The sequence below is a fragment of the Halapricum desulfuricans genome (assembly GCF_017094525.1).
In the GTDB taxonomy this organism is placed as follows: Archaea; Halobacteriota; Halobacteria; order Halobacteriales; family Haloarculaceae; genus Halapricum; species Halapricum desulfuricans.
This window is the reverse complement of sequence record NZ_CP064788.1, coordinates 2030815-2050786: the sequence shown is the minus strand read 5'-3', so window position 1 is coordinate 2050786 and position 19972 is coordinate 2030815. Positions and strand designations below refer to the sequence as shown.

At 54.8% G+C, this 19972-nt stretch carries 14 protein-coding genes; 7 read left to right on the top strand and 7 right to left on the bottom strand.

The window, feature by feature from the left end; all coding sequences use genetic code 11:
* Window positions 1–71 precede the first annotated feature (71 nt).
* From HSR122_RS10585 to HSR122_RS10575, 3 genes are all read left to right on the top strand, one after another.
* Window positions 72–1922 carry an MBL fold metallo-hydrolase gene (locus HSR122_RS10585; protein WP_229109748.1) on the top strand — a complete coding sequence of 617 codons (1851 nt, stop codon included), beginning with the start codon at window positions 72–74 and terminating at the stop codon, window positions 1920–1922.
* 183 nt (window positions 1923–2105) lie between these two features.
* Entirely contained in the window at window positions 2106–2894 is a 789-nt protein-coding gene (locus HSR122_RS10580) for a hypothetical protein (protein ID WP_229109747.1), read from the top strand.
* Window positions 2895–3009: 115 nt separating this feature from the next.
* A complete protein-coding gene (locus HSR122_RS10575; RefSeq protein WP_229109743.1) occupies window positions 3010–3177 on the top strand; it encodes a hypothetical protein in 168 nt (55 codons plus the stop codon).
* 402 nt (window positions 3178–3579) lie between these two features.
* Here HSR122_RS10575 and HSR122_RS10570 read toward each other — a convergent pair whose 3' ends face one another.
* On the bottom strand, window positions 3580–3843 hold the full coding sequence (locus HSR122_RS10570; protein WP_229109740.1) for a DUF3006 domain-containing protein: 264 nt from the start codon (window positions 3841–3843) through the stop codon (window positions 3580–3582).
* Window positions 3836–5287, bottom strand: coding sequence for a lamin tail domain-containing protein (locus HSR122_RS10565; RefSeq protein ID WP_229109738.1), 1452 nt, complete (start codon window positions 5285–5287; stop codon window positions 3836–3838). Before HSR122_RS10565 ends, HSR122_RS10570 begins: the two co-directional genes overlap by 8 nt.
* Window positions 5288–5473: 186 nt before the next feature.
* Between HSR122_RS10565 and HSR122_RS10560 the strand changes: the two genes are divergently transcribed.
* Both HSR122_RS10560 and HSR122_RS10555 read left to right on the top strand, forming a co-directional pair.
* The gene (locus HSR122_RS10560; RefSeq protein ID WP_229109737.1) at window positions 5474–6463 is read left to right on the top strand and encodes a hypothetical protein; all 990 of its coding nucleotides are present in this window, start codon (window positions 5474–5476) and stop codon (window positions 6461–6463) included.
* A gap of 188 nt (window positions 6464–6651) precedes the next feature.
* Entirely contained in the window at window positions 6652–7230 is a 579-nt protein-coding gene (locus HSR122_RS10555; protein ID WP_229109705.1) for a type IV pilin, read from the top strand.
* Between the two features lie 179 nt (window positions 7231–7409).
* Here the strand turns inward: HSR122_RS10555 and HSR122_RS10550 are convergent, their stop codons facing one another.
* Window positions 7410–8486: a sensor histidine kinase gene (locus tag HSR122_RS10550; RefSeq protein ID WP_229109735.1), complete on the bottom strand. Its 1077-nt coding sequence runs from the start codon at window positions 8484–8486 to the stop codon at window positions 7410–7412.
* Between the two features lie 323 nt (window positions 8487–8809).
* Between HSR122_RS10550 and HSR122_RS10545 the strand changes: the two genes are divergently transcribed.
* A complete protein-coding gene (locus tag HSR122_RS10545) occupies window positions 8810–9991 on the top strand; it encodes a hypothetical protein (protein WP_229109733.1) in 1182 nt (393 codons plus the stop codon).
* A 944-nt stretch (window positions 9992–10935) separates the two neighbouring features.
* Here the strand turns inward: HSR122_RS10545 and HSR122_RS10540 are convergent.
* Window positions 10936–11145, bottom strand: coding sequence for a TOBE domain-containing protein (locus HSR122_RS10540; RefSeq protein WP_229109731.1), 210 nt, complete (start codon window positions 11143–11145; stop codon window positions 10936–10938).
* A 166-nt stretch (window positions 11146–11311) separates the two neighbouring features.
* On the opposite strand from HSR122_RS10540, the gene HSR122_RS10535 reads away from it, so the two are divergent.
* Window positions 11312–14338: a PAS domain S-box protein gene (locus HSR122_RS10535; RefSeq protein ID WP_229109730.1), complete on the top strand. Its 3027-nt coding sequence runs from the start codon at window positions 11312–11314 to the stop codon at window positions 14336–14338.
* A gap of 16 nt (window positions 14339–14354) precedes the next feature.
* On the opposite strand, the gene HSR122_RS10530 is transcribed toward HSR122_RS10535, so the two are convergent.
* The 3 genes from HSR122_RS10530 to HSR122_RS10520 all read right to left on the bottom strand — a co-directional run bounded on the left by HSR122_RS10530 (window position 14355) and on the right by HSR122_RS10520 (window position 19926).
* Window positions 14355–14807, bottom strand: a complete 453-nt coding sequence (locus HSR122_RS10530; protein ID WP_229109728.1) for a chemotaxis protein CheW — start codon at window positions 14805–14807, stop codon at window positions 14355–14357.
* 2 nt (window positions 14808–14809) lie between these two features.
* Window positions 14810–16393: a methyl-accepting chemotaxis protein gene (locus tag HSR122_RS10525; protein WP_229109726.1), complete on the bottom strand. Its 1584-nt coding sequence runs from the start codon at window positions 16391–16393 to the stop codon at window positions 14810–14812.
* An 89-nt stretch (window positions 16394–16482) separates the two neighbouring features.
* On the bottom strand, window positions 16483–19926 hold the full coding sequence (locus HSR122_RS10520) for a GAF domain-containing protein (protein WP_229109724.1): 3444 nt from the start codon (window positions 19924–19926) through the stop codon (window positions 16483–16485).
* Window positions 19927–19972: the final 46 nt, after the last annotated feature.

Here is a 19972-nt window from a genome sequence, read left to right as displayed (position 1 = left end):
CGGCCGATATCGGTTGTAGTATTGCGACAAGCGACCCCTATCTTAATGCACTGGACAGGCCTGACATACGTATGGAGATATCCTTCCAGCATACGAATCCCTCAGCGAGTCATGATTCGACACTCCTGACTATTACCCCGAGAGATGGGGATCCATATCGATATCTGATCGATGCTGGACAGAGCGTCTCACCGAATGCCTTTCTTGGGACAGACGAGTCGTTGGATGGTGTTCTGTTGACGCATGCACATTCGGATCATTATGCCAGCCTCGGGCAGATTCTCGATACGAGTGCAGATGTGCCATTATACACAGCACCAGGCACGGCGACGATACTGGAACAAGTCTATGCCGAAGCTGAGCAGTATCAAAATCTCGGCAATCTGGAGGCGATCACATCTGCGCTCACTGGTATCGAGACGTGGACATCGTTGAGCGATGGCATTGATGTGCTGCCCCTCCCCGCTGGTCACACGCCGGGCGCAGCCGCATTCCTGTTCCGGATCGACGATTTAGAGTACAACGAGGAAACCATCACAGTGCTTGCGACCGGAGACTTCACGACACGACCGGTCGCTGGCTACCCCGGGCTATCGATTCCGGATCCGATTGATATTGATATCCTAATTGCGAATGCGTCAACCGCCGAGTCTTTTCAGCCGACGCTGTCCGAAGCACTGGAGACGATACTCGAACGGACCCTGAGTGGCGCGACAACGGTAGTCGCTGCAAGCGCGCTCACGGGTGTCCATGTGGCGTACCTCCTCGGACATATGATTGACCGCCTTGACCGCGCTCATCCGATCCATCTCGTCGGCCAGGCCGCAAAGCACTACATAGCACTTGGCTACGACGTACCATCGGTTACCCCCCACTCACACTTTGACCATACTGACGAAGTCCTTGCGTCGGGAGCGATTACGATTGCAGGACCCGAAGCCCCATCACAAGGAAGCATCCGACGACTGTTCGGCGTCATCGAAGACGACCCCGGCGCTGTCTTTGTCCAACTAGCTACGTCCAGCCCTGATATCGTTGAGCGTGGCGTCTGTGCAACACACTATTTTGAGGTCCCCAATCACCCCACAGAAGAAGAATTCCTGGCGTTCGTGGACGAACAACTTCCCCGGCATCTCGTGTTCAAGCACATCCAGACAGATCAGGCGAAATCGCTGGCTTCCTCCTTGGAGAATCTGTTCCATTGGGAGAACGATGATATGAACACACATTGCCTGTATGATGATGGGTCATGGTCCGCTCCTCGATGGCTCTCTGATTCAGGGGCGAATCTCATTCGCCAGCGGAATTATCGAGAGAGTGGAATGCGGATACCACTTGACAAACCAATCGAGAAACTGCCAGCCGTTTCGTGGGAGAAGGGAACGGCCGAACTTGAGGATGAAGGCCTGGCCGTTGACCATCTTCTGGGCAAGTTCGAGTCGGCCGAGCCACAACACTCGCCACAACAGGATGTCGCCACGTCTGATGGTGGACAGACCTCGACCGTGGATGCCATACAGGATCAGCCTGATCAACAAGCGGACGCGGTCAAGGAGGAGACCAATGAAAAGGTGCAGCCACAGATCGATCGAGAATTCCAGTCGACGGTCAATGACCGTCTGGAGGCACTCGAATCGTCGGTGAGCGATCTCGTCGCTGAGAGCGCGACAGCCGACACCGTCGAGACGAGATTCGACACAATCGAGACACGGTTAGACGCAATCGAAACTACCGTTGAACGTCTCCCTGAACAGCTTGCTCGTGACGACCCCTCGACAGTGACTGGAACTGTAATGCGACAGAACGACCTCATACTCCTTCGTGTGGATCCTGATGCAGTAGAAGATCTTGATCACTTGCTCGAACACGAGGCACAAGTCGAACTCTCGGTTCAAGAACCAGACACATCCGCGAACGAGTGAATCCGGTGTGACCATCCGCTGTGCGGTCGGGTGTCCGATTTAAGTACTCTGCTGGCTTCTCTAGTCTGAATATTCCCTTTGGTAATTTTCAATAGATTATTTATACACTGGGGTACTATATCGGGATAAGGCCAACCCAATTGTAGCGCGTAGACAGCCAGTCGTCATGGAGAACCCCAAGAGATGATCGATAGCCTGTATCCCGTGATCTCCTACGAGGACGTGGAGTCAATGTATATTCGTCAGCAGATTCACGAGAGGAGTTTCTATGACATCGAGTACAGGCAGTTCGTCAATAGTCTCATCTCTGTCGAGTGGTTCGCCAGAAATGGCTATCCGGAAAATTGTACTGGACTCTCAGCGTCCGGAATTAGCTACAATGACGCACTGGTCGCGCTGAAATATCCGTCGGCGTACGATCGGGTCCGCGCGGAGTTCAGGAAGCCGACGAGAGCCGAGCAGACTATTTGCCAGGACCGCAATGAAGATCTGGAACTGCGGCACGCGTGGGCCCGTCGGCATCGCACCGAGTGGCAGGCTGTTGCACGCGGCGAAACGTATACCGACGATTCCGAGGTAGCCGATGTGCCGATTGACGACCGCGGGCGGTTCAATTGGTTCCGGTTTCCGGAAATCCCGTACACATCGGTCGAATCGACGTTCATTCAGGATGAAATCTGCGACGGTTCGTTCGATGATTATGAGCACCGACAGTACGTCAATCAACTGGTGTTCGTCGAGCGCTGGTTGCGTGAGGGACTCAAGAGCGTCAAACACTCGTATTATCACCCGATACGAGCCTATCGGGTCGCCGGAAAGGTCCCCGATGGGTTCCATATCTTGCGGACTGAGTTCGATCAAGAGGCGATCCAACCGTTTGACTCTCGGGAACGAGAGCGCGATCAGCAGGACGAACAACGGTACAGAGACAGCTGGCAGACCGTGCAAGAAACAGACCAAAACAATGACTGAACATCCTTCGACGACGTGTCCAGACCTCTATGAACAGTATCCGGACCTGTATCACGAGTACCCCGAAATCACTATGCATATTTACCGGAAAATCAAGCAGCATAACGAAGCGTAGGTGCTGGAAAACTGGTACACGGAGTTCCTCCCCGCAGGTGTCCTGATGGATGTGGCAGAAAAGGAGGAACTGCCATTTTTCAATCCCGAAGAAAATGAGTCCTGGAGTGACGGGCAGAAGGCCGAAATGGCACGCGCCTACAGTGAGTACAGGCAAAATCTCAAATAGCGCAAGTCCGCTTGCTAGTCACGAGTTAGAAGAGCCTGGCCAATCGGAATCAATTTGCTGGGGGAATCGTACTGGATCAACCCCGAGCTTGGTAGCAATTCCATCAATGAGAAGCTCTGCTCGATCTCGACGATGGGCCGCAACGTATGGATCGGCAGCGTGCTTACTGAGTGCTTCGAGTACCAGTAGCCAGTCCTGTGGATGCCATTCAGAGTGCATCAGACCGTGGTGAGCCGGGATGATATTTAAATCTCAGTTCGTTCTTGGAAGCAAAGTGGCCCTAACCGCGCATAGTCCACAAGCGCGTAATCACTCTTTTCGTATGGTCCAGTAGGATAGATAGGCGTGCGTGTATCCAAAACGTCCGATAGTACCTCCTCACAGTGAGGATTCGATCCGGAGTTAATCGGGTCGTTCAGAGAGCCGGTCAAACTGATCGGTCACCGACTCTTTTCGCTGCTTGGTCTCTACAGCATCGAATTCCAGTTCGATGATCTCCCCACCCTCGCGCACGACCCGTAGCACAGCGTCTACACGCCGTCCATCAGCTGGCAAATCCTCTCGTGGTATGACGACTTCATCAACTGTCTCACCGTCCGATTCGAGGAGGATGACTGCCTGCTCGCCTTCGAACCGATCGATAACGCCCGTGAATTCGTTAGCCATCGTAGTCCTCCTCAATGACGATCGAACCCGTGCTATTGCGAACGATCACGGTGTCACCATTGTTGTTCCAGATCGGCGAGCCCGATCCCCAGTACAATTCTGTTGCGGTATCCGTCCCGCTCCCGGTTCGCAGCACGAGCTCCGCTCCGGGATCAAGCGAGACGCCGGCTGGGACGGTATACGTGTGGCCCGCTGCATCAGCGATCGTCCAGCCGGCCAGATCAAGTGTCGAATCGCCGCTGTTCGTGAAGACGACATACTCGTCGTTCAGATTCTCCCGATCGTCACCTGCTGCGTCCGCGTGGATCTGTGTCACTGTTAGCCCAGTATCTGTCGTCGGTGACGCTGTCGTCGTCGGCTCGGTCTCCCCTCCGTCAGTCACGATCGTCGAGCCATCAATCGACGAAACTGCCAGCACGAAGCGATCAGTGAGCGACGTGTACGGGCCTTCGGATGTGCCCGACGCACTCCGAAGCTGGAGTGGCTCTGTGGGGGCGTCAGCTTCTGTCGCGACGTGTAGATGCGTCCCGTTGGACACCATGCGTATCGTCCCGTGTGTTCCCGTCCAATAGGTGCGGACGCCAATATTGGCTAACCGCTGGAGCGTTTCCTCGTGTGGGTGGCCGTATTGGGAATCATAGGCGCTTGTGATCGCAGCGATCCGTGGATCAACCTCCTCAAGGAACGCCTCGCTCGAACTTGAGGCACTCCCGTGGTGGCCCGGCACTAACACTGTTGCGTTGAGCTGCTCACCGTACGTGTCGGTGAGGTACGCTTCGCCCTCGGATTCCGCGTCGCCGGGGATGAGGACGCTCGTGTTCCCGTGGGCGATGTGCACGACCAGACTATTCTCGTTTCGGTCACCGCCAGCGAGTGGTTCCGCCGGTGGCCCTAAGATCTCGACGTCGGCCCCGACCATCGGAATCTCGTCGCCCGCGTAGGCTTGATAGAGCGTGACGTTGTGTCGCTCAACGGCATTCAGGTAATCCTGATAGGTTTGCGATGTGGATGTGATGCCTGGATCATAGATCGCGCCGATCCCGTCGCCGTTCGTTTCGAGCGCGTCGATAATCTCGGCATGCCCGCCGATATGGTCCGCATCCGGATGTGACGTTACCAGGTAGTCGATGCGGTTAATCCCGAGTCGGTCAAGCGTTGCCAGCGCGACCTCACCCTCATCACGCCAATCGCCGGAATCGATCAGGAGTGTCTCACCGGTTGGGCCAATCACTAGGAGGCTCGCCCCCTGCCCGACGTTCAGCGTGTAGACCGAGAGCGTCCCATTCGCGCTCGGAGATGGCTCGCTTGTCGGTGTCTCCGTGCTGTGCGTGTCTGTCGGCGTCGATGTTGGGGCTGGCGTGGTATCAGTCGCCGGCCCGGAACACCCTGCAAGAATGATCAGACCGCTCCCGAGCACGAGCAGCACGATCCATCGTCGTGACATTGATAGGCAAAGAATCGGCTGGCTTGCGTAAGGACTTACCGGCCATATCAGCGAACAATGATCGATAGATCACAGATTCACTCAGCTCGAACGATCATACGGAACCCAGTGCTCATCCTGAAATACGCCGAGATATCAGTGTGACAAAGACCCATTATTTTCGTGTGCGCACAGCTAGTCTCTCGTATGCCGTTCACGACAACCTGGCACAACCTCCTCGAAAATCTCGACGAACTCCCGCCTGATGCCACACTCGTGACACCGCTGTCGAACAAGGCGTTCCAGATTACCGAGACTCAGCAACATCGCATCCTGATACAGTACCGTGACGACGATCAGACGATCCCGCTCCAGCAAGACCAGTTCGAGACGCTCTATCATCGGATTCAGGACACGCATGGCACATTCAATCTCGATCGACTCCCGCCAGACGCCGAACCCTATGCCACCGTCCTCTCGTTACACCCACGCTACGAGATTGATGACCGTGAGGCAACGATCTCCGAAAGCGAGCAGTCCACAGGCTCGCCACTCGTCAAAGCCCAGGAGACGACTGACGAGACCAACCAGCAACGCGAAGAACCTGACGTCGATGTCTACGCTGACGCGCTCCTCCTCATTGACGCCCTCGAACGCCACGATCTCACGACGCTCGAAGACACTGAGACGCCCGCGTTGGTCAATCTCTATACGCTGCTGTCGGACGTCCAGCGCAACGCCAACGAGTTGCGCAAAGAGATTCGGAGTCTCCTGCTTGATCGGCTCCACCACGACCAGCCCGTCAGCGGGCAGTTTGGCTCCGTCCAGCGTACAACTCGTCGGAATCGCTCGCTCAAAGACGATGAGTTGGTGCTAAATGCGTTCGAGGCCGCTGGGATTGAACGTGAGCGGTTGACCACTGTCGATTCGAGTAAGGTGGATGAGGCGCTTGACGTGACTGAACTTGCCGAATCGGATGTCTATGACATCGAAGAGAGCGAGTACGTCCGCAAGGCTGAGGTAGACGAAGCAGAGAAGGAGACGCGCCTGCAGGGACTTAAGGATCAACTCGCGGCCACAGAGGGTGAGGAAGCTGACGAACTCCGCCAGGAGATCGACGAACTCGAAGACCGCATTGAAGAACTCACTGAGTTCCGTTCCGGGCGCTCGTTCCACGAGCCAACAACCGGCGAGTGATGAGAGCGCTGTTTGACACCGTGTCATAGACCCCGTCTCATAGTTATGAGGGGTGGCCTGAACAGGCTGGAAGAAATCGGGGACATTTGCTAATGCCGGTGAAATCTGTCACAAACGGCGTGCAAGACTTAGAGCGTAAGTTCATCAGCGGGGTATATGTATCTGGGCTCTAAAATACATTAGAAAGAATGGAGAATCGCAGTGTTTCACCGGTTATTTCGGTAACACTCATGGTAGCAGTTGTGGTTATATTAGCAGCAGTTCTGTCTGTGATTGTTCTTGATTTCAGTGAGGATCTTGACGACCCTGCGCCGAATATCGCGGAAACAACCGGCGAATTTGAAGCTGGGGGTAACAGTGACGAACAAAACGTTCGGATTACCCATATCGCAGGCGACAAAGTGGATGTAGAAGAAATAGAAATCATCGTTCGAGTATCCCGGCCTAATACAGACAATATTGAGGTACGTCTGATTGATCTTCCCGGTGATGGATATTTTTCTTATACATTGGCCGATGAGAATATTTTGGGGGAAGACGACCTGATTGATCAAGGACCTGATGGGACCTCACGGATAATCGTTGTCGATGACTCGAATGTATGGACTGCGGGAGACACAATTCAATTTCGAATAGCAGTACAAGAAGCCGACTTCCGTGATCCACCGGACCTTGACCCCTCGAACCCAAGAGCTGACGAACTTGAAGTACTCGTCATTCATACGGAGTCGAACTCAATCCTCACAGAATACACGTTCAATCCGTAGTAGTAGTGCGACATTCGCGCCCTCTATCTTGCACGAGTGCTATCGACCTATCCAATTTCTCTCAGAATCGCCGTGCGAGATGTAGAGGCTGTAGTCAGTACGAGGCTGTTCTTTCGTGTAGCACCGTTCTATTGAACTGATTGCTCAGTATGCGATGTAACGGTACCAGGTAATGCGTCTTATACATGCTCCGGTGGAGCAGGATATTTTGTTGCTGCTGGAAGCTTGAGTGTGATATGTGTACCCCGCGGTTCATTTATAGTAATATTGAGCGTCCCCTCATATTGATCGACAAACCATTTCACAAGCCAAAGTCCTAGGTCTCCACTTGGCGGGGTCTCTGGCGTTTTATCCGCCTGTAGCATCTCGCGGTGCTCAACAGGCAATCCCGGGCCGTTATCCTCGATCTCGATCACAATGATGTCATCGCCAGCCACCTCAACTTCAATGGTAATATCGGGCGACTGATCGTTATGTTCAATGGAGTTTTCGACGAGATTTTTGATGACCGTCTGGAGTAGTTCACCAGTGTCGGCCCACGCTTCGTCTGGCTTGGACACGGAAATCGTTGCATCTGGATAGGAATTTCGCATACTGGAAACGCACTTTGAGACGAGAGAGACAACATTAACTGGCCCAGTATCGGAATCCTCGTGAAGTTGTTGCACGTGGCGGGTGAGTTGACTGATTTCGATAATATCTTCCGATTTGCGTTGAAGCGGTGCAATATCTTCCGGGTTGATCTCGTCGTATTGGTCGGCGAGAAGTTCTGTCCGTGCTTCGATTACATTTACGTCGTTCCGGATATCATGCTGCATAACCTGATTGAGGACTGTATTCCGTCGGTTGAGTTCGTCAACCCGATTGTACTGAGTCCGGAGTTCCCGGATGAGGCCAAGGAGGGTGCCGATGACGCCACCAGCAGTAATGAGATTCACCAACAAATGCGGGAATTGGATGACAATGGTTGGCCGGATCCCTGCAATCATCAAGCTACTCGTCCCCATTGTTGCAAGACCGATCCCGAGAGTACACCACTGTGCAATACGCCAAATCGCCGACTCGCTTAGCTCAGACTGTGCAAGCCAGATGCCTACAATAGGCAGAGATCCAGCAAATCCGATTGCTGTCAGTGTTCCAATCGCCACAACATTGGCTGAGCGGTGAAGCAGAGCCAGATACACAATCAGACTAACGATTAAGCCAAGTCCCAGTCCTAGAAAATAACTGATGCCGAGATCACGCTTTGATCTCATCTAAGATCTCTGGTGAAAGTTGAATAAGCCACCTATTATTTATTCTCTCTCAGATATCAGGACTGAAAACGAATATACTGCCATCGGTGACCGTTCTTACAATGAGAGTGAGATAACTTCTTTCCCCTACCCAAACAACTGATCGTATCTCCATACTGACGATTTGAACTGCTGACTATGCGCCCCCATCTTGCACGGCTATAGGAAACACTCCCATATCTGATAAGACACACAGCGGTATCAACACACGCCTGCTGAGCAGTTGGAAAGGATTCTAGGGCACACTGAAACTGTTTTAACATACAACTCCTAAGAAGTGAATAATGGTAGTCTACGATCCAGATTCGGAGATCCCAGCGAGCCCGGACGAGATAGCAGAACAACTTGCCCGCTACCTCGAACAAGAGAATCAACACAGCGATACAACCATACAAGGAGTCCGTGAAAGCGAAACCCCACTCGCTGAGCCGATAGGGGCTCCGGTCCCAGGTAACGGGTCCGTGCGAAATGCGATCCGACAGCTTGTTTTGGCCGCATTGAAATCTCGGGATGAAATCGTCGATATTGGATTTAGCAAAACGCATAACGAGCGTAAAATCAGTATGACTACTCATCCTTCAACGCTTGAAACACCCAACAGACTCCTGCATCTGCCATCACTCGCAAAACTCTATCAGTACGGGTATTGGCCGGAATGGTGGTCAATTACTGAGGGTGGAACGTTGCCTGATTCCATTGATCCTGTGGCCGGTGTGCCGTGGGAACAGCGGCAGTTGGGACTCGCTTGGAAAGATGAATATTCCCAGGAAGACTTCGAAGTGGACGAGAGATGGTTTTCTGATGAAGAAGCCGTTACGGCGTTTGCTGACCGTGTGACTGCTGACAGCATCCCATGGGGCCACTATCTCGAATGGTACCGAACGACTGCAGTCTCGACATACCGTCTGCCTCGGGCTGCCGAAATGACAGACTGGACTGCCTTCCCGGATCTCCCTGATAGACGCCCACAAATCAAGGACCGATTCGAGAGCTTAACGAATCCCCGAGTGGGCGATTTTGTTCGGATGGCCGTACTCCAGAATCTTAAACAGAATCTGCCAAGCATTACCAATCTCAGTACTGGACCAGTCCCATGGAAGACAGACACGGTATCGCTTGTCATCACGCCAGACGCTGGAGAAGCGGAATTCAACGAGGCAGAGCTCTGTCCAAGGGTCGTGTTGAAAAAATTAGCCGAGTACGGATACCGACCGATTGATGGCTGGTACGATGTTCCTGCCGTGGGCTATGAACCGGATGATCCGATGGTTCCGAGACGATTCAAGTTTGCACGGGGACAAGCACTCCAAGAGTGGTACGATGCAACCACGTGGCAATCGCCGCTGTTTGAGGATATTGCAAAAATCCGTGAGAGTGGCTATTTATCCGGCGTAGATTGGGAAACTCTTGTCGCGTGCACTCAGTCACAAATCATCACATATCGAGAACTATATAATTTGGCCTAAGAGCCGGGCGGACTGGTCTAAACCTCACGTAGCCCCTCTCGTACCGGTCTTGGTTTGACATTAGCCGAGAACAGCTTTTCTGTGTAAGCCTGTCATAGAAAGAGTTTCACGCCTTCTCAGTGGTCAGTACAGGGGACAGACATACCACGACGAGTGAGAATCTCTCTGAATTTCTAAATTCAACCGAGAGAGGCACTATACCCGCACAAATCTAGCAAATCACGGTTGAAGCGGCACTATAGCGATCCTACAAAGTACTTGATTCTACACGTCTAAGCGTTCTCTTCGGAGGTATGCGAGTTCGATAATCATTTCTCATTACGGCTTCCTCACTTCTCAATCCCTCAACTAGGCAGCCTCTATAAATGTCAAATATGGTCCTATTTGCAAGAATGGTGAATTCTTATTTTGCTGTGCCATATTTCTCGGCAAGAGTAGCACTATCGATCGTCTTCGCAGATGTAATCAGAACATGTCCCGCTGTATCGGATAAAAAGCATTTCTAATTTTTCACCATAACAATAACTACATATATACTCCCTTTTGACTTATAGTGGCTGAAAACCCCACTCAAAAGCACTCACACATGTATTTAAAGAGACCGTCAAATTTGGAGATACTAGTCCGGCAACGCCCGTGGCACCCCAGACGACGATATCGTACTGTCGATCGGTGTCGGCCATCCCTCCAGTGTAGGGTTCCCGGGGTCTACACCCTTTGGGGGATGTGTGCCACGACTCCGCTGGATCGAGGGGTGGAGTCCGACACCCGGTCAAATATTCCTCCTCGTCGAGATACCGTTCATTCCCTCAGACGCCGCATCTACCAGATCCACGCATCTAGGCTGCCAAAATCCACCGCCCTCGAAATACGACTCCCGGATCTCGGGATGTCGTTCCCGCAAGTGCGTACAGCAGTATCGTATCGCGGCAAAAGCCCACGCGCTAGTTGTTGCTGACCATGACTTCGCTGGCCTTGATCACGGCAGCGACCTCATCGCCGGGTTCGATATCGAGCCGTTCGAACGAGTTGCGCGTGATCGTCGAAGTGACCTCTTGGCCGTCGCCGAGTTCGATCACGACTTCGGCCATCACTTGCCCGGTTTCCACGTCTGTGACGGTACCTTCGAGATGGTTTCTGGCGCTGAGTGCCATCGTCCAGTTTACCGGGTCATAGCAAGTTGAATGTTCCCCCGCGTGGGGGGACTCCTATGCTCACGAGAGCAAGCTTCCTGTTTCGAGGGTGTGCAGATACCTTCAAGGGCAGATCAACCATTGTGCACAAGGTCTTTAGGTAGTCAACTTCTAATAATTGACAATTGTGACAGACGACCGAACGAGCACAGACGCCTTATCGGTTGTTTATGCCACTCACGTGGCGGCTGACAAGCGGCAGTTTCAAGAACAACTAGAAGACGAGATAGGGCTGAACGTTCGGACGTACTCTACTGCTAGCGAAGTACTGGAGTATGTGAAAACCCAGAATCACGTCGATTGTATCGTCTCTGACCATACTCTGCCCGACCTCGATGGCATTACGCTCTTACAAACGATCCGTGTCCAATACCCAGAACTGCCGTTTATTCTCTTTACCGATAGCGGCGACGAAAAACTGGCTAGTCGGGCGATTTCATCTGGAGTGACGGACTATGTGATCAAGTCACAAGTGCAAGATCAATGGGAGAAACTCCGGGCATTGATCATCGAGGTGACGTCCTACTACGAAACGAGACAGGCAGTCACCGCCCCTGAGTTGACAGTCAAAAGTATCTTCCAGGCGAGCCCAGACCCGATGGCAGTCGTTCAATCTGGGGAACTGCAATATGGCAATGAAGAGCTCTTGAGTTTATTCAACGCCGAATCGCTTGCCGACCTCGCCGATAGGGCCCCCGTCCCCTGCTTTGACGCAGAGTTGGAAGAGTCCACGCCGGAGATCATCGAGAGTGTGCAACAGGGTGAGCGAGTTCTCAAACAAGTGGAACGCAGGGCCGTTGCGCTCGACGGCACCACCACGGCTGTGGAAGTGACAGCAACAGCAATGCGATGGAACGAACGCTCGGCGGTGCTTCTCATTTGTCGAAATCTCTCTGAACGCCGAGAGCGAGAAGCACAGTTATTACAGTTCCGGAAGGCCGTCGAAGCGTCAGGTCACGCTGTGTATATCACCGATCCGGAGGGGACCATTCAATACGTCAATGAGGCGTTTGAGGAGATTACTGGGTACGAGGCATCTGAAGCGCTTGGTTCAACCCCACGGATCCTTCGCTCGGGGCAAATGTCGGATGAGTACTACGAGACACTGTGGGGCACGCTTACTACTGGAGAGATATGGGAAGAGAGAGTGATAAATCGGCGGAAAAACGGTGAGATCTACTACGCACACCAAACGATCGCACCGATCACCGATATAGATGAAAATATTACTGCGTTTGTCGCGGTTCAGCACGATATTACCGAGCAAAAACGGCGTGAACAGGAACTAAGAGAGTACCGTCGGGCGGCACAAAATACAGACGACCTACTCACCGCAGTTGATCGGAACTATAACTTCCTCTTTGCGAACCCCCGCTACCGAGAGTTCCACGGACTATCACCCGAGGCCGATGTGAGCGATCTCGCTCTCTCAGACGTGCTCGAACAGGACGAGATGAAGCAGGTTGAACCCCATCTAACGACGGTGTTAGAAGGCAAACACAGCACGTTCGAGACAGTCCGGACTGACGCTGAGGGGGAAAAACGGCGACTCAATGTCCAGTACTTCCCGTTGCAGAATGAGAACGGTGATATCACCGGTGTCGGAGCATCGATGCGTGATATAACCGAGAAGCGGAAACTCATTGAAAGCAAACAACAGCTAGCTGAATTCCGTCGGGTGATGAACAACGTCCATAGCTCACTGGTCCGGATCGATTCGCCCCAAGACGCACTGTCCAGTGTGACTAATATTATCGCTTCTAGCGATCTCTTCGAGTGCACATTTTTCGCTTTGACATCTGATTGGTCGTCTGAGTTCGTTTGCACGAGCGGCACAGAACTCAGCCAGCAAGACGTCAGGGAGTTTCATACACAAGAGTATCTCAACGCGGTTTTCGAACAGGGCATCCTGAAAATAGATGATGTCACGACTGAGCCGTTCAGACAACACATCAACGAACAACCGTCCCACCAAGGTATCGCGATCGCTATTTCATACGAAGATGAACAATTCGGCGTCCTAACAGTACATACGCCGACAGAACCCGATATCGTAGTAGACGAGATTGAACTGTTGGGCCAGCTTGCTGACGATATCGGACTTGTGCTCCACAATTACGCCCTCGAACAGCGGTATAAAACATTTCAAGAAATTGCTAACCGGATCGACGACCCAATTATGCTGCAAGATCTGGACGGCAACTTCGAAGTGGTAAACGACGGAGTAAGCGATTATGCCGGCCTCACGAAGTCGGAACTCCGCGGGAATGATGAATTTGCGTTTATGGATTCCGAGACCGCGAAACGCATTCAGGAGATGAAAGATCGCGTGGTCAACGATGAAACTGTTATCAACTATGAGGTTACAGCAGACCTCCCTGAAAAGGGTATCCGAGACCTCTCGACAGTTCGATACCCACACTACGACAATTCAGGATCAGTCGATGGGACAGTGGCTATCTGTCGTGATGTAACTGAGATCAATGAATACGAGACACAAATGAAAATTATGGAGCGAGTTCTTCGCCACAACGTGCGAAACCATATGACGGTCATCAATGGACTCGCTGAACACATCCAGTCGATAACAGCTAGTTCATCCGCCAGCGACTACGCAGCAAAAATCAAGGAGCACAGCCGTCAACTCACGAATATTGTTGATAAGGAACGCCGGATTACGAATTTACTCGCGGATCCACCCCCGACAATTACAATCGATCTGGTGTCAACGACGGAGGCAGCCCTCACACGAATACACGATACGTACCAAGATGTGAGTGTTAGTCAGGACTTCCCTGAGGAATGTTTGGTGGAAGGATCCGTTGCAATCGAAGAGGCGATCACAGAACTGTTGGAAAATGCTATCGTCCACGCGGAGAGCGACGATCCGCGGATCGAGGTGGCAATCGACTGTGACTCCACAGCAGGCTCGGTCCGGATTTCCGATTCCAATCCCACGATTCCTGAGATGGAACGTGAGATACTATGGGACACCTCGAAAATCGAACCGCTATATCACGGGCAAGGCCTCGGACTCTGGTTAGTCAATTATAGCGTCCGTGAGTCAGAGGGCTCGCTAACCTTCCAAGCGAACGAGCCGCAAGGGAACGAAATCACGATCCAACTCTCAAAAGGTACAGAAAATCCGCCTTGATCTCTCCTCACCTCACCTACAGCGTCGTCGACTCCCCGTTGATCACGCTCGGATCGACCCAGATGAGAAAGTCCTCGTCACGATTAACGAGTCCACGAATCGCCTCGGCGTCGGCCTGTTCTTCGACGTCGGACCGCTTGAACGTGCTGACGCGGTGGACGGAGTCGACAAGCCACCCATACTGCTCGTCCGAGTCATCATCGAAGATGATGATGCGACGATCGCCGGCGGTCGAATCAACTCCGAAGACGACCGTTGGATCGATGATCGTCGTCGTCTCATCGCGGAGGTTCATCACGCCAAGGACGTGCCGACCGCTGGATGGGACCTTCGTCAGTGGCTCCTCGTCGACAATCTCCATAACCGCCGCTATCATGACGCAGTACCGCTGGCCGTCCAATTCGAACTCAAGTACCTGGATGTCCTCATCTGCCGTCTGTGTCTCGGAGTCGCTAGCTTTCAGCGACATATTCAGTTCCCGTTCTCAAGTTGATCGACCGCTGTTTCGAGGCTCTTGACCATCTGTGCCTGCTCTTCGTTGGCGGCGTAGATGTTCTGAATCTCGGCGGACACTTCACGGGCCTGCTCGGCGACCTGATCAACCAGGGAGGCGACTTCCTCGGCGCTTGCGGCCTGGTCGTCGGTAGCTTCGGCGACTTCACCGATACCCCGGGAGGCCTCCTGGGTCGCATCGAGAATCTCGTCAAGCGCTTCCATTGTCGCCTGGACCTGTTCGATCCCGGAATCAACCTGCTCGTTTGCCTCCTGGAGACTCTCAGCGGTCTCGTCGGTGTCTTCCTTGATCCCCGCGATCATCGACTCGATGGTCTCGGCGTTCTCCTGGGCGTCCTCGGCGAGGCTCTTGACCTCGTTTGCGACGACAGCGAATCCTTCGCCGTCTTCGCCGGCCCGTGCGGCCTCAATATTGGCATTCAGCGCCAGCAGGTTCGTCTGATCGGCGATGTCGTTGATCACCTCGATGATTTCGTCGATTTCGTCAACGCGCTCCTGGAGGTCATTGAGGTCCTCGGTTACCTCGGCCGTCGCAGCGTCAATACCCTCCATTTCGTCGATCGCGTTCTCGGCCCGGTCGTAGCCGTCTTCCGCTCGCTTTTCGGCCTGTTCGCTGGTCGCTGCGACCTCTTCGGCGCTGGAGGCGACCTCCTCAACCGAGGCGCTGACGTTGCCGACCTCGCCGGTCACTTCATCCATCGACTCGGCCATCTGCTCGGCAGTCGAGCTGATCTCGTCGGAACTAGCTGCCACGTCATCGGCGTTCTGACTGAGTTCGTCGATCGAATTCGAGACTTCCTCGGCCGCGGCCTTGACGTTCGAGATATCCTTGAAGCTCTCAGTGATCCCGACGACTTCGCCACGTTCGTTGGTGATCTGCTCAGACACGAGCAACGTCTGCTTGGTCTCGCCGTTGGGTAGTTCCTTCTCGATTTCGACCTCGACGCGCTGTTTGCCCTGCTCCATCAACTGCCGCATCGTGCAGTCTTTGGTTCCACAGAACTTCCCCGACATCTGGTTCATACATTTCAGTTCGCCCTGCTGTCGGTCGGCGTCCATACCGGTCCATTCGGTCATCACGCGATTTTGCTTGACGACGTTCAGGTCCCCGTCGATAACCCGCTGTGCCGATCCAGATGTGTCGTACAACTGATCGGGATCGTTTTCAAGGACGACTTCGATTTCGGGGCGATCCGGCTCCGGCGGTCGGTCCGACTCTTCGGCTGTGGATACCTCCAGGCCGCTGTCTTGTACGGTCCCGCCATCGGACTGCAGCGCCTGCGTGGACTGGGCTGTCTTTCCGTTTCCGGCCCGTACTGAGCCGTCAATAGCAGGCGATGCGTCACTCTCAGTTCGCTCGCTGTCCGGTGTAATCGGTTCACTGTCATTGCCGGTGGCCGTTACAGCTTGGTTTTCGGTCGTCTCTCCGTTGTCTTCGTCAACAACTGTCTGCGCGCGGTCCTCGGCCGTGTCTGCTTCGGTGTGTCGTTCGTCGCGTTGCCCCGCGTCAAGCCAATCTGAAAGTTTCTCTGTAAATCTCATTTGTCCTCACACCCATAGTAATTATTTTGACCACACTTTTGTTCTCCACCTATAGAAATTGGGCAGCGAAGATCATGCAACCAAATTCTTTAGGTCATCTGGCTAGACTCTCTCGACCCGAATAGCGCCTCAAACAGTTGCCGCTCGACCGCTCGGACATGCTGGTGGAAGGTCGCCGGTGAGATTCCGACGGCTTCGGCGATCTCCTCGCCGCTGCTCTCGCGGGGCCACTGGAACAGTCCTCGGCGATAGGCGATGGCCGCGACTTCGCGCTGGCGGTCAGTCACGTCTTCAAGGACGCCGGACAGGGAAGTTGTCTCGGTTTCGACCGTCCGCTGGGCCTGTAGTGTCACGTCGGGATACTCCGCTCTGAGGTGCTCGACGAACGCCCGAACCTGTCCGGTACTGGGCAGTCGAACTGTCAGCGTGTTCGCTTGCTTGCCGGCGATCAACCGATCGAGTCCGGCGTCGTATGCCGACAATGTCTCCAAGAGTTGACTGTCCGCGAATCCGAACTCGATTTTCCCATGTTCAGCAGTATCGAACGCCGTCGCCCGATCGACCAGCGGCTCCTCGGCGAGGGCCTCCGCTGCGGCCTGGGGATCCGATGCGGTCGCGTATGCCAGGTATCCACCGTCGGTCCGATGAATGAGGTTCTCGACCCGCAGTTCCTGATCGAGGGCCGTCCCGAAATGCAACAGGAACTCCTCGGCCGGTGGGATCGAGATGTCGAGTTCGACACCGGCGCCGGACTGCAGTGTTTGCTGTCGCTCGATGCCCGCGATGGCGTATGCGATTGTCGTACCCAATTCCGCCAGCACGGATCGCTCCCCACTGGTGAATGCCCCGGGACGGTCGGCGTAAATCTCCAGTACGCCGTATTCGCGCGTGCCGAAACTGAGCGGAATGGCGATCGCGGACTGGTGGCCCTGCTCAAGCACGGTCCGCCGCCAGGGCTCGGGGCCATCAGTCGTAAGGACATTCGAGACCTCGACGATGCGGCCGTCGTCGGCCGCCGTCTGTGCGATCGACTCACCGTCCTCGTGCCCGGTGATCGACGCGATGGCCCGCGCCCGTTCGTCGGAACTCGCCCGCACCGACAGAGACTGGTCGGAGACATCTTGGCGCCCGATCCACGCCAGTTCCCAGTGCTCGATAGCGGTGAGGTTTGCACAAACCGCGTGTTCAATCTCCTCGCGAGTCTCCGCCTCGACGAGCGTCCGTAGCGTATCACGGACAATGGCATTGATGCGTTCGAGCCGTTCGAGATGTTCGTTTTGGTCTTCGAGTCGCGCCGTGTACTCCTGTAGCTGTTCGTTCTGTTCGGCTGTCTGGAGTGCGGCTGTGACATTCCGAGCGAGTGTGCTGAGAAACGCCATATCGAACGGCGTCTCCTCGTTCCCGCTCGGGCTGTCAGCGACGATCACTCCGTAATCGCCGACTGGTACGACGACGTCTGTCCCATGTATATCGGTTTCATCGGCTTCGACTTGCAGCGGTTCCAGCGCCTCGTCGCCCCGAACAAACCCCTCCCAGACCGGGTCATCGCCGGGGCGGATTGGGCCGTCGTCCCGAGCAGACCGGTCCGTCGACGACGCAGCGCGGACAAGTCCGCCGACGTCTTCGTCCCACCGGTAGAACGTCACCGAGAGCGTCGTCGCCTGTTCGAGTGACTGAACCACCAGCGTGGGAATCTCATCGGTCGAATCAGCCTCGAACAGCGTCCGCGTGGCCGCGTGCAGCGCTTGCAACTGCTCGCGGCGGTGCCGACGTGCGAATAGCGCGGCCACTTGCTGGACGAGCACGCGAACGAACGCCAGCCGCAAGTCTGAGAACGGCCGCTCCCGAGGTTCAGAATCGACAAAACAGAGCGTGCCGCGCAACTCGCCCTCAACGAAAAAGGGCGCACCGATATACGAATCGAAGCCGAACCGCCGGTAGGCCGGATCGTCGTCCAGCCCTTGTTTAGTGGCATCGTATATGCTGACGACCGATTGTGATTCAGTCACCTTTCGGCAAAACGTCTCCGCAAGCGAGAGTTGCTGACCCTTCTGGAGCGAGGTAGCATCTCCCACGATCCGCGAGAGTTCAACAGTCTCGTCGTCGATATTCGTGAGATAGCCTACCGAGAGCCCGACGCGCTCGCGGCCGACTTCGAGTAACGCGTCGATCCTCTCGTCGAACGGTCGGTCAGTGTCAACGACGATATCGTGCAGGTCACGCAATGCCTGTTCGTTACGTTCCAACTGGCGCTGTCGCCGGTAAGTCGACGTGATGTCAAGCAATGCGCCACGGACAGAGACAACAGAATCGTCTTCGATCACCGGTTCGCCGACCACGCGGACCCGCCGGACTGATTCCTCGCGGACGATACGGACTCGGTAGTCAAAGCCGACACCAAACTGCAGCGCTCGGTCGACGGCGCGCTCGATCCGGCCGCGGTCGTCAGGGTGATACACAGCTAGCCCATCGTTGAGGTTGATTGCGCCCTCAGGCGGCAAGCCACAGATTCGCCGCGTCTGTGCTGTCAGGTGAATCGTATCGGATCCGTGATCGTATTCCCACGCACCGACGTCCGCGAGTCGCTGGGCACGTGCGAGCAAGTCACGGTTCTGTTCGAGTTCGCGCTCGCGTTCAAGCCGATCCAGTGCCACTGTTGCACTGCGAGCGAGGATCCTAATCAAGTCGCGTTCGTGGGCAGTGAACTGCCGGGCGGTGCCCCGGGCGATTGAGACGATTCCGTGGCTGCCTAGCGTCCCGATCAGTGCTGTCTCGACGGGGATATCAGCCGCCAACTCCTCCGGCTGGATATCTGAGAGCACCTGGGGGGCCGTGTTCTGGAAGGCGTGCCAGACCCGGTCGCCCTGCTCGTGGACGAACGGCGGCTCACCGGCGTTCCCGAGGAGTTGCCACAACGTGTCTGTCGCTTCTTGTAACTGCAACGCATCGCCCGCCTCGTTCACGTACCAGACTGATGCCAACTCAGCCCCAAACGCGTCCGCGGCCGCTTCGAGAACGATCGTCGCGACTTCGGACGTCGATGTCGCCTCCATACACTGCTGTGTGGCGTCGTTGATCCGTTCGAGTGATTGTGTCTGAGCCTGTCCGTCGGGTGTCATCCCCATACTCGCCTTGCCTTCGTCATTGACAGTCCGCTCAAGCAGACCCCGGATAGCCTCGGCTATCGCCTCCTCATCAGCCGGCGACAATACGTGTTCGGCGGTCTTGCCGTCAATGACAGCTGAAACTGCATCGCTGTCGTCCCCACCGACTACGAGAACGGGCAGTGTCGGATCACGCTGGCGGACCGCCGCGAGCAGCTCCAGGCCGCTCAGTGGCCCGATATCGAGCTCACAAACGACACAGTCGAACGGAAACTCCTCAAGTAACTCGACAGCAGTGAGGGGGTTATCTTCGACTGTCGTTTCCGCGTCGACTGCGCTCTCGGTGCGCGTTGCCAAATCGTTCTGTTGGGTGACGACGAGCAACCGCGGGCGATCGCCGGCGTACGCATTTCCGTCCCGATAGGTCATCGGAATTTCGTTATCGTCCGCATATATTCGGGCCGAACAGTTCTAA

What these genes read in the sequence shown, in the direction of transcription:
- HSR122_RS10525 (WP_229109726.1), bottom strand. Translation starts at nt 16,393, where the DNA reads ATGAGATTTACAGAGAAACTTTCAGATTGGCTTGACGCGGGGCAACGC.
- HSR122_RS10565 (WP_229109738.1), bottom strand. Translation starts at nt 5,287, where the DNA reads ATGTCACGACGATGGATCGTGCTGCTCGTGCTCGGGAGCGGTCTGATC.
- HSR122_RS10545 (WP_229109733.1), top strand. Translation starts at nt 8,810, where the DNA reads ATGGTAGTCTACGATCCAGATTCGGAGATCCCAGCGAGCCCGGACGAG.
- HSR122_RS10585 (WP_229109748.1), top strand. Translation starts at nt 72, where the DNA reads ATGGAGATATCCTTCCAGCATACGAATCCCTCAGCGAGTCATGATTCG.
- HSR122_RS10550 (WP_229109735.1), bottom strand. Translation starts at nt 8,486, where the DNA reads ATGAGATCAAAGCGTGATCTCGGCATCAGTTATTTTCTAGGACTGGGA.
- HSR122_RS10540 (WP_229109731.1), bottom strand. Translation starts at nt 11,145, where the DNA reads ATGGCACTCAGCGCCAGAAACCATCTCGAAGGTACCGTCACAGACGTG.
- HSR122_RS10520 (WP_229109724.1), bottom strand. Translation starts at nt 19,926, where the DNA reads ATGACCTATCGGGACGGAAATGCGTACGCCGGCGATCGCCCGCGGTTG.
- HSR122_RS10570 (WP_229109740.1), bottom strand. Translation starts at nt 3,843, where the DNA reads ATGGCTAACGAATTCACGGGCGTTATCGATCGGTTCGAAGGCGAGCAG.
- HSR122_RS10560 (WP_229109737.1), top strand. Translation starts at nt 5,474, where the DNA reads ATGCCGTTCACGACAACCTGGCACAACCTCCTCGAAAATCTCGACGAA.
- HSR122_RS10555 (WP_229109705.1), top strand. Translation starts at nt 6,652, where the DNA reads ATGGAGAATCGCAGTGTTTCACCGGTTATTTCGGTAACACTCATGGTA.
- HSR122_RS10530 (WP_229109728.1), bottom strand. Translation starts at nt 14,807, where the DNA reads ATGTCGCTGAAAGCTAGCGACTCCGAGACACAGACGGCAGATGAGGAC.
- HSR122_RS10580 (WP_229109747.1), top strand. Translation starts at nt 2,106, where the DNA reads ATGATCGATAGCCTGTATCCCGTGATCTCCTACGAGGACGTGGAGTCA.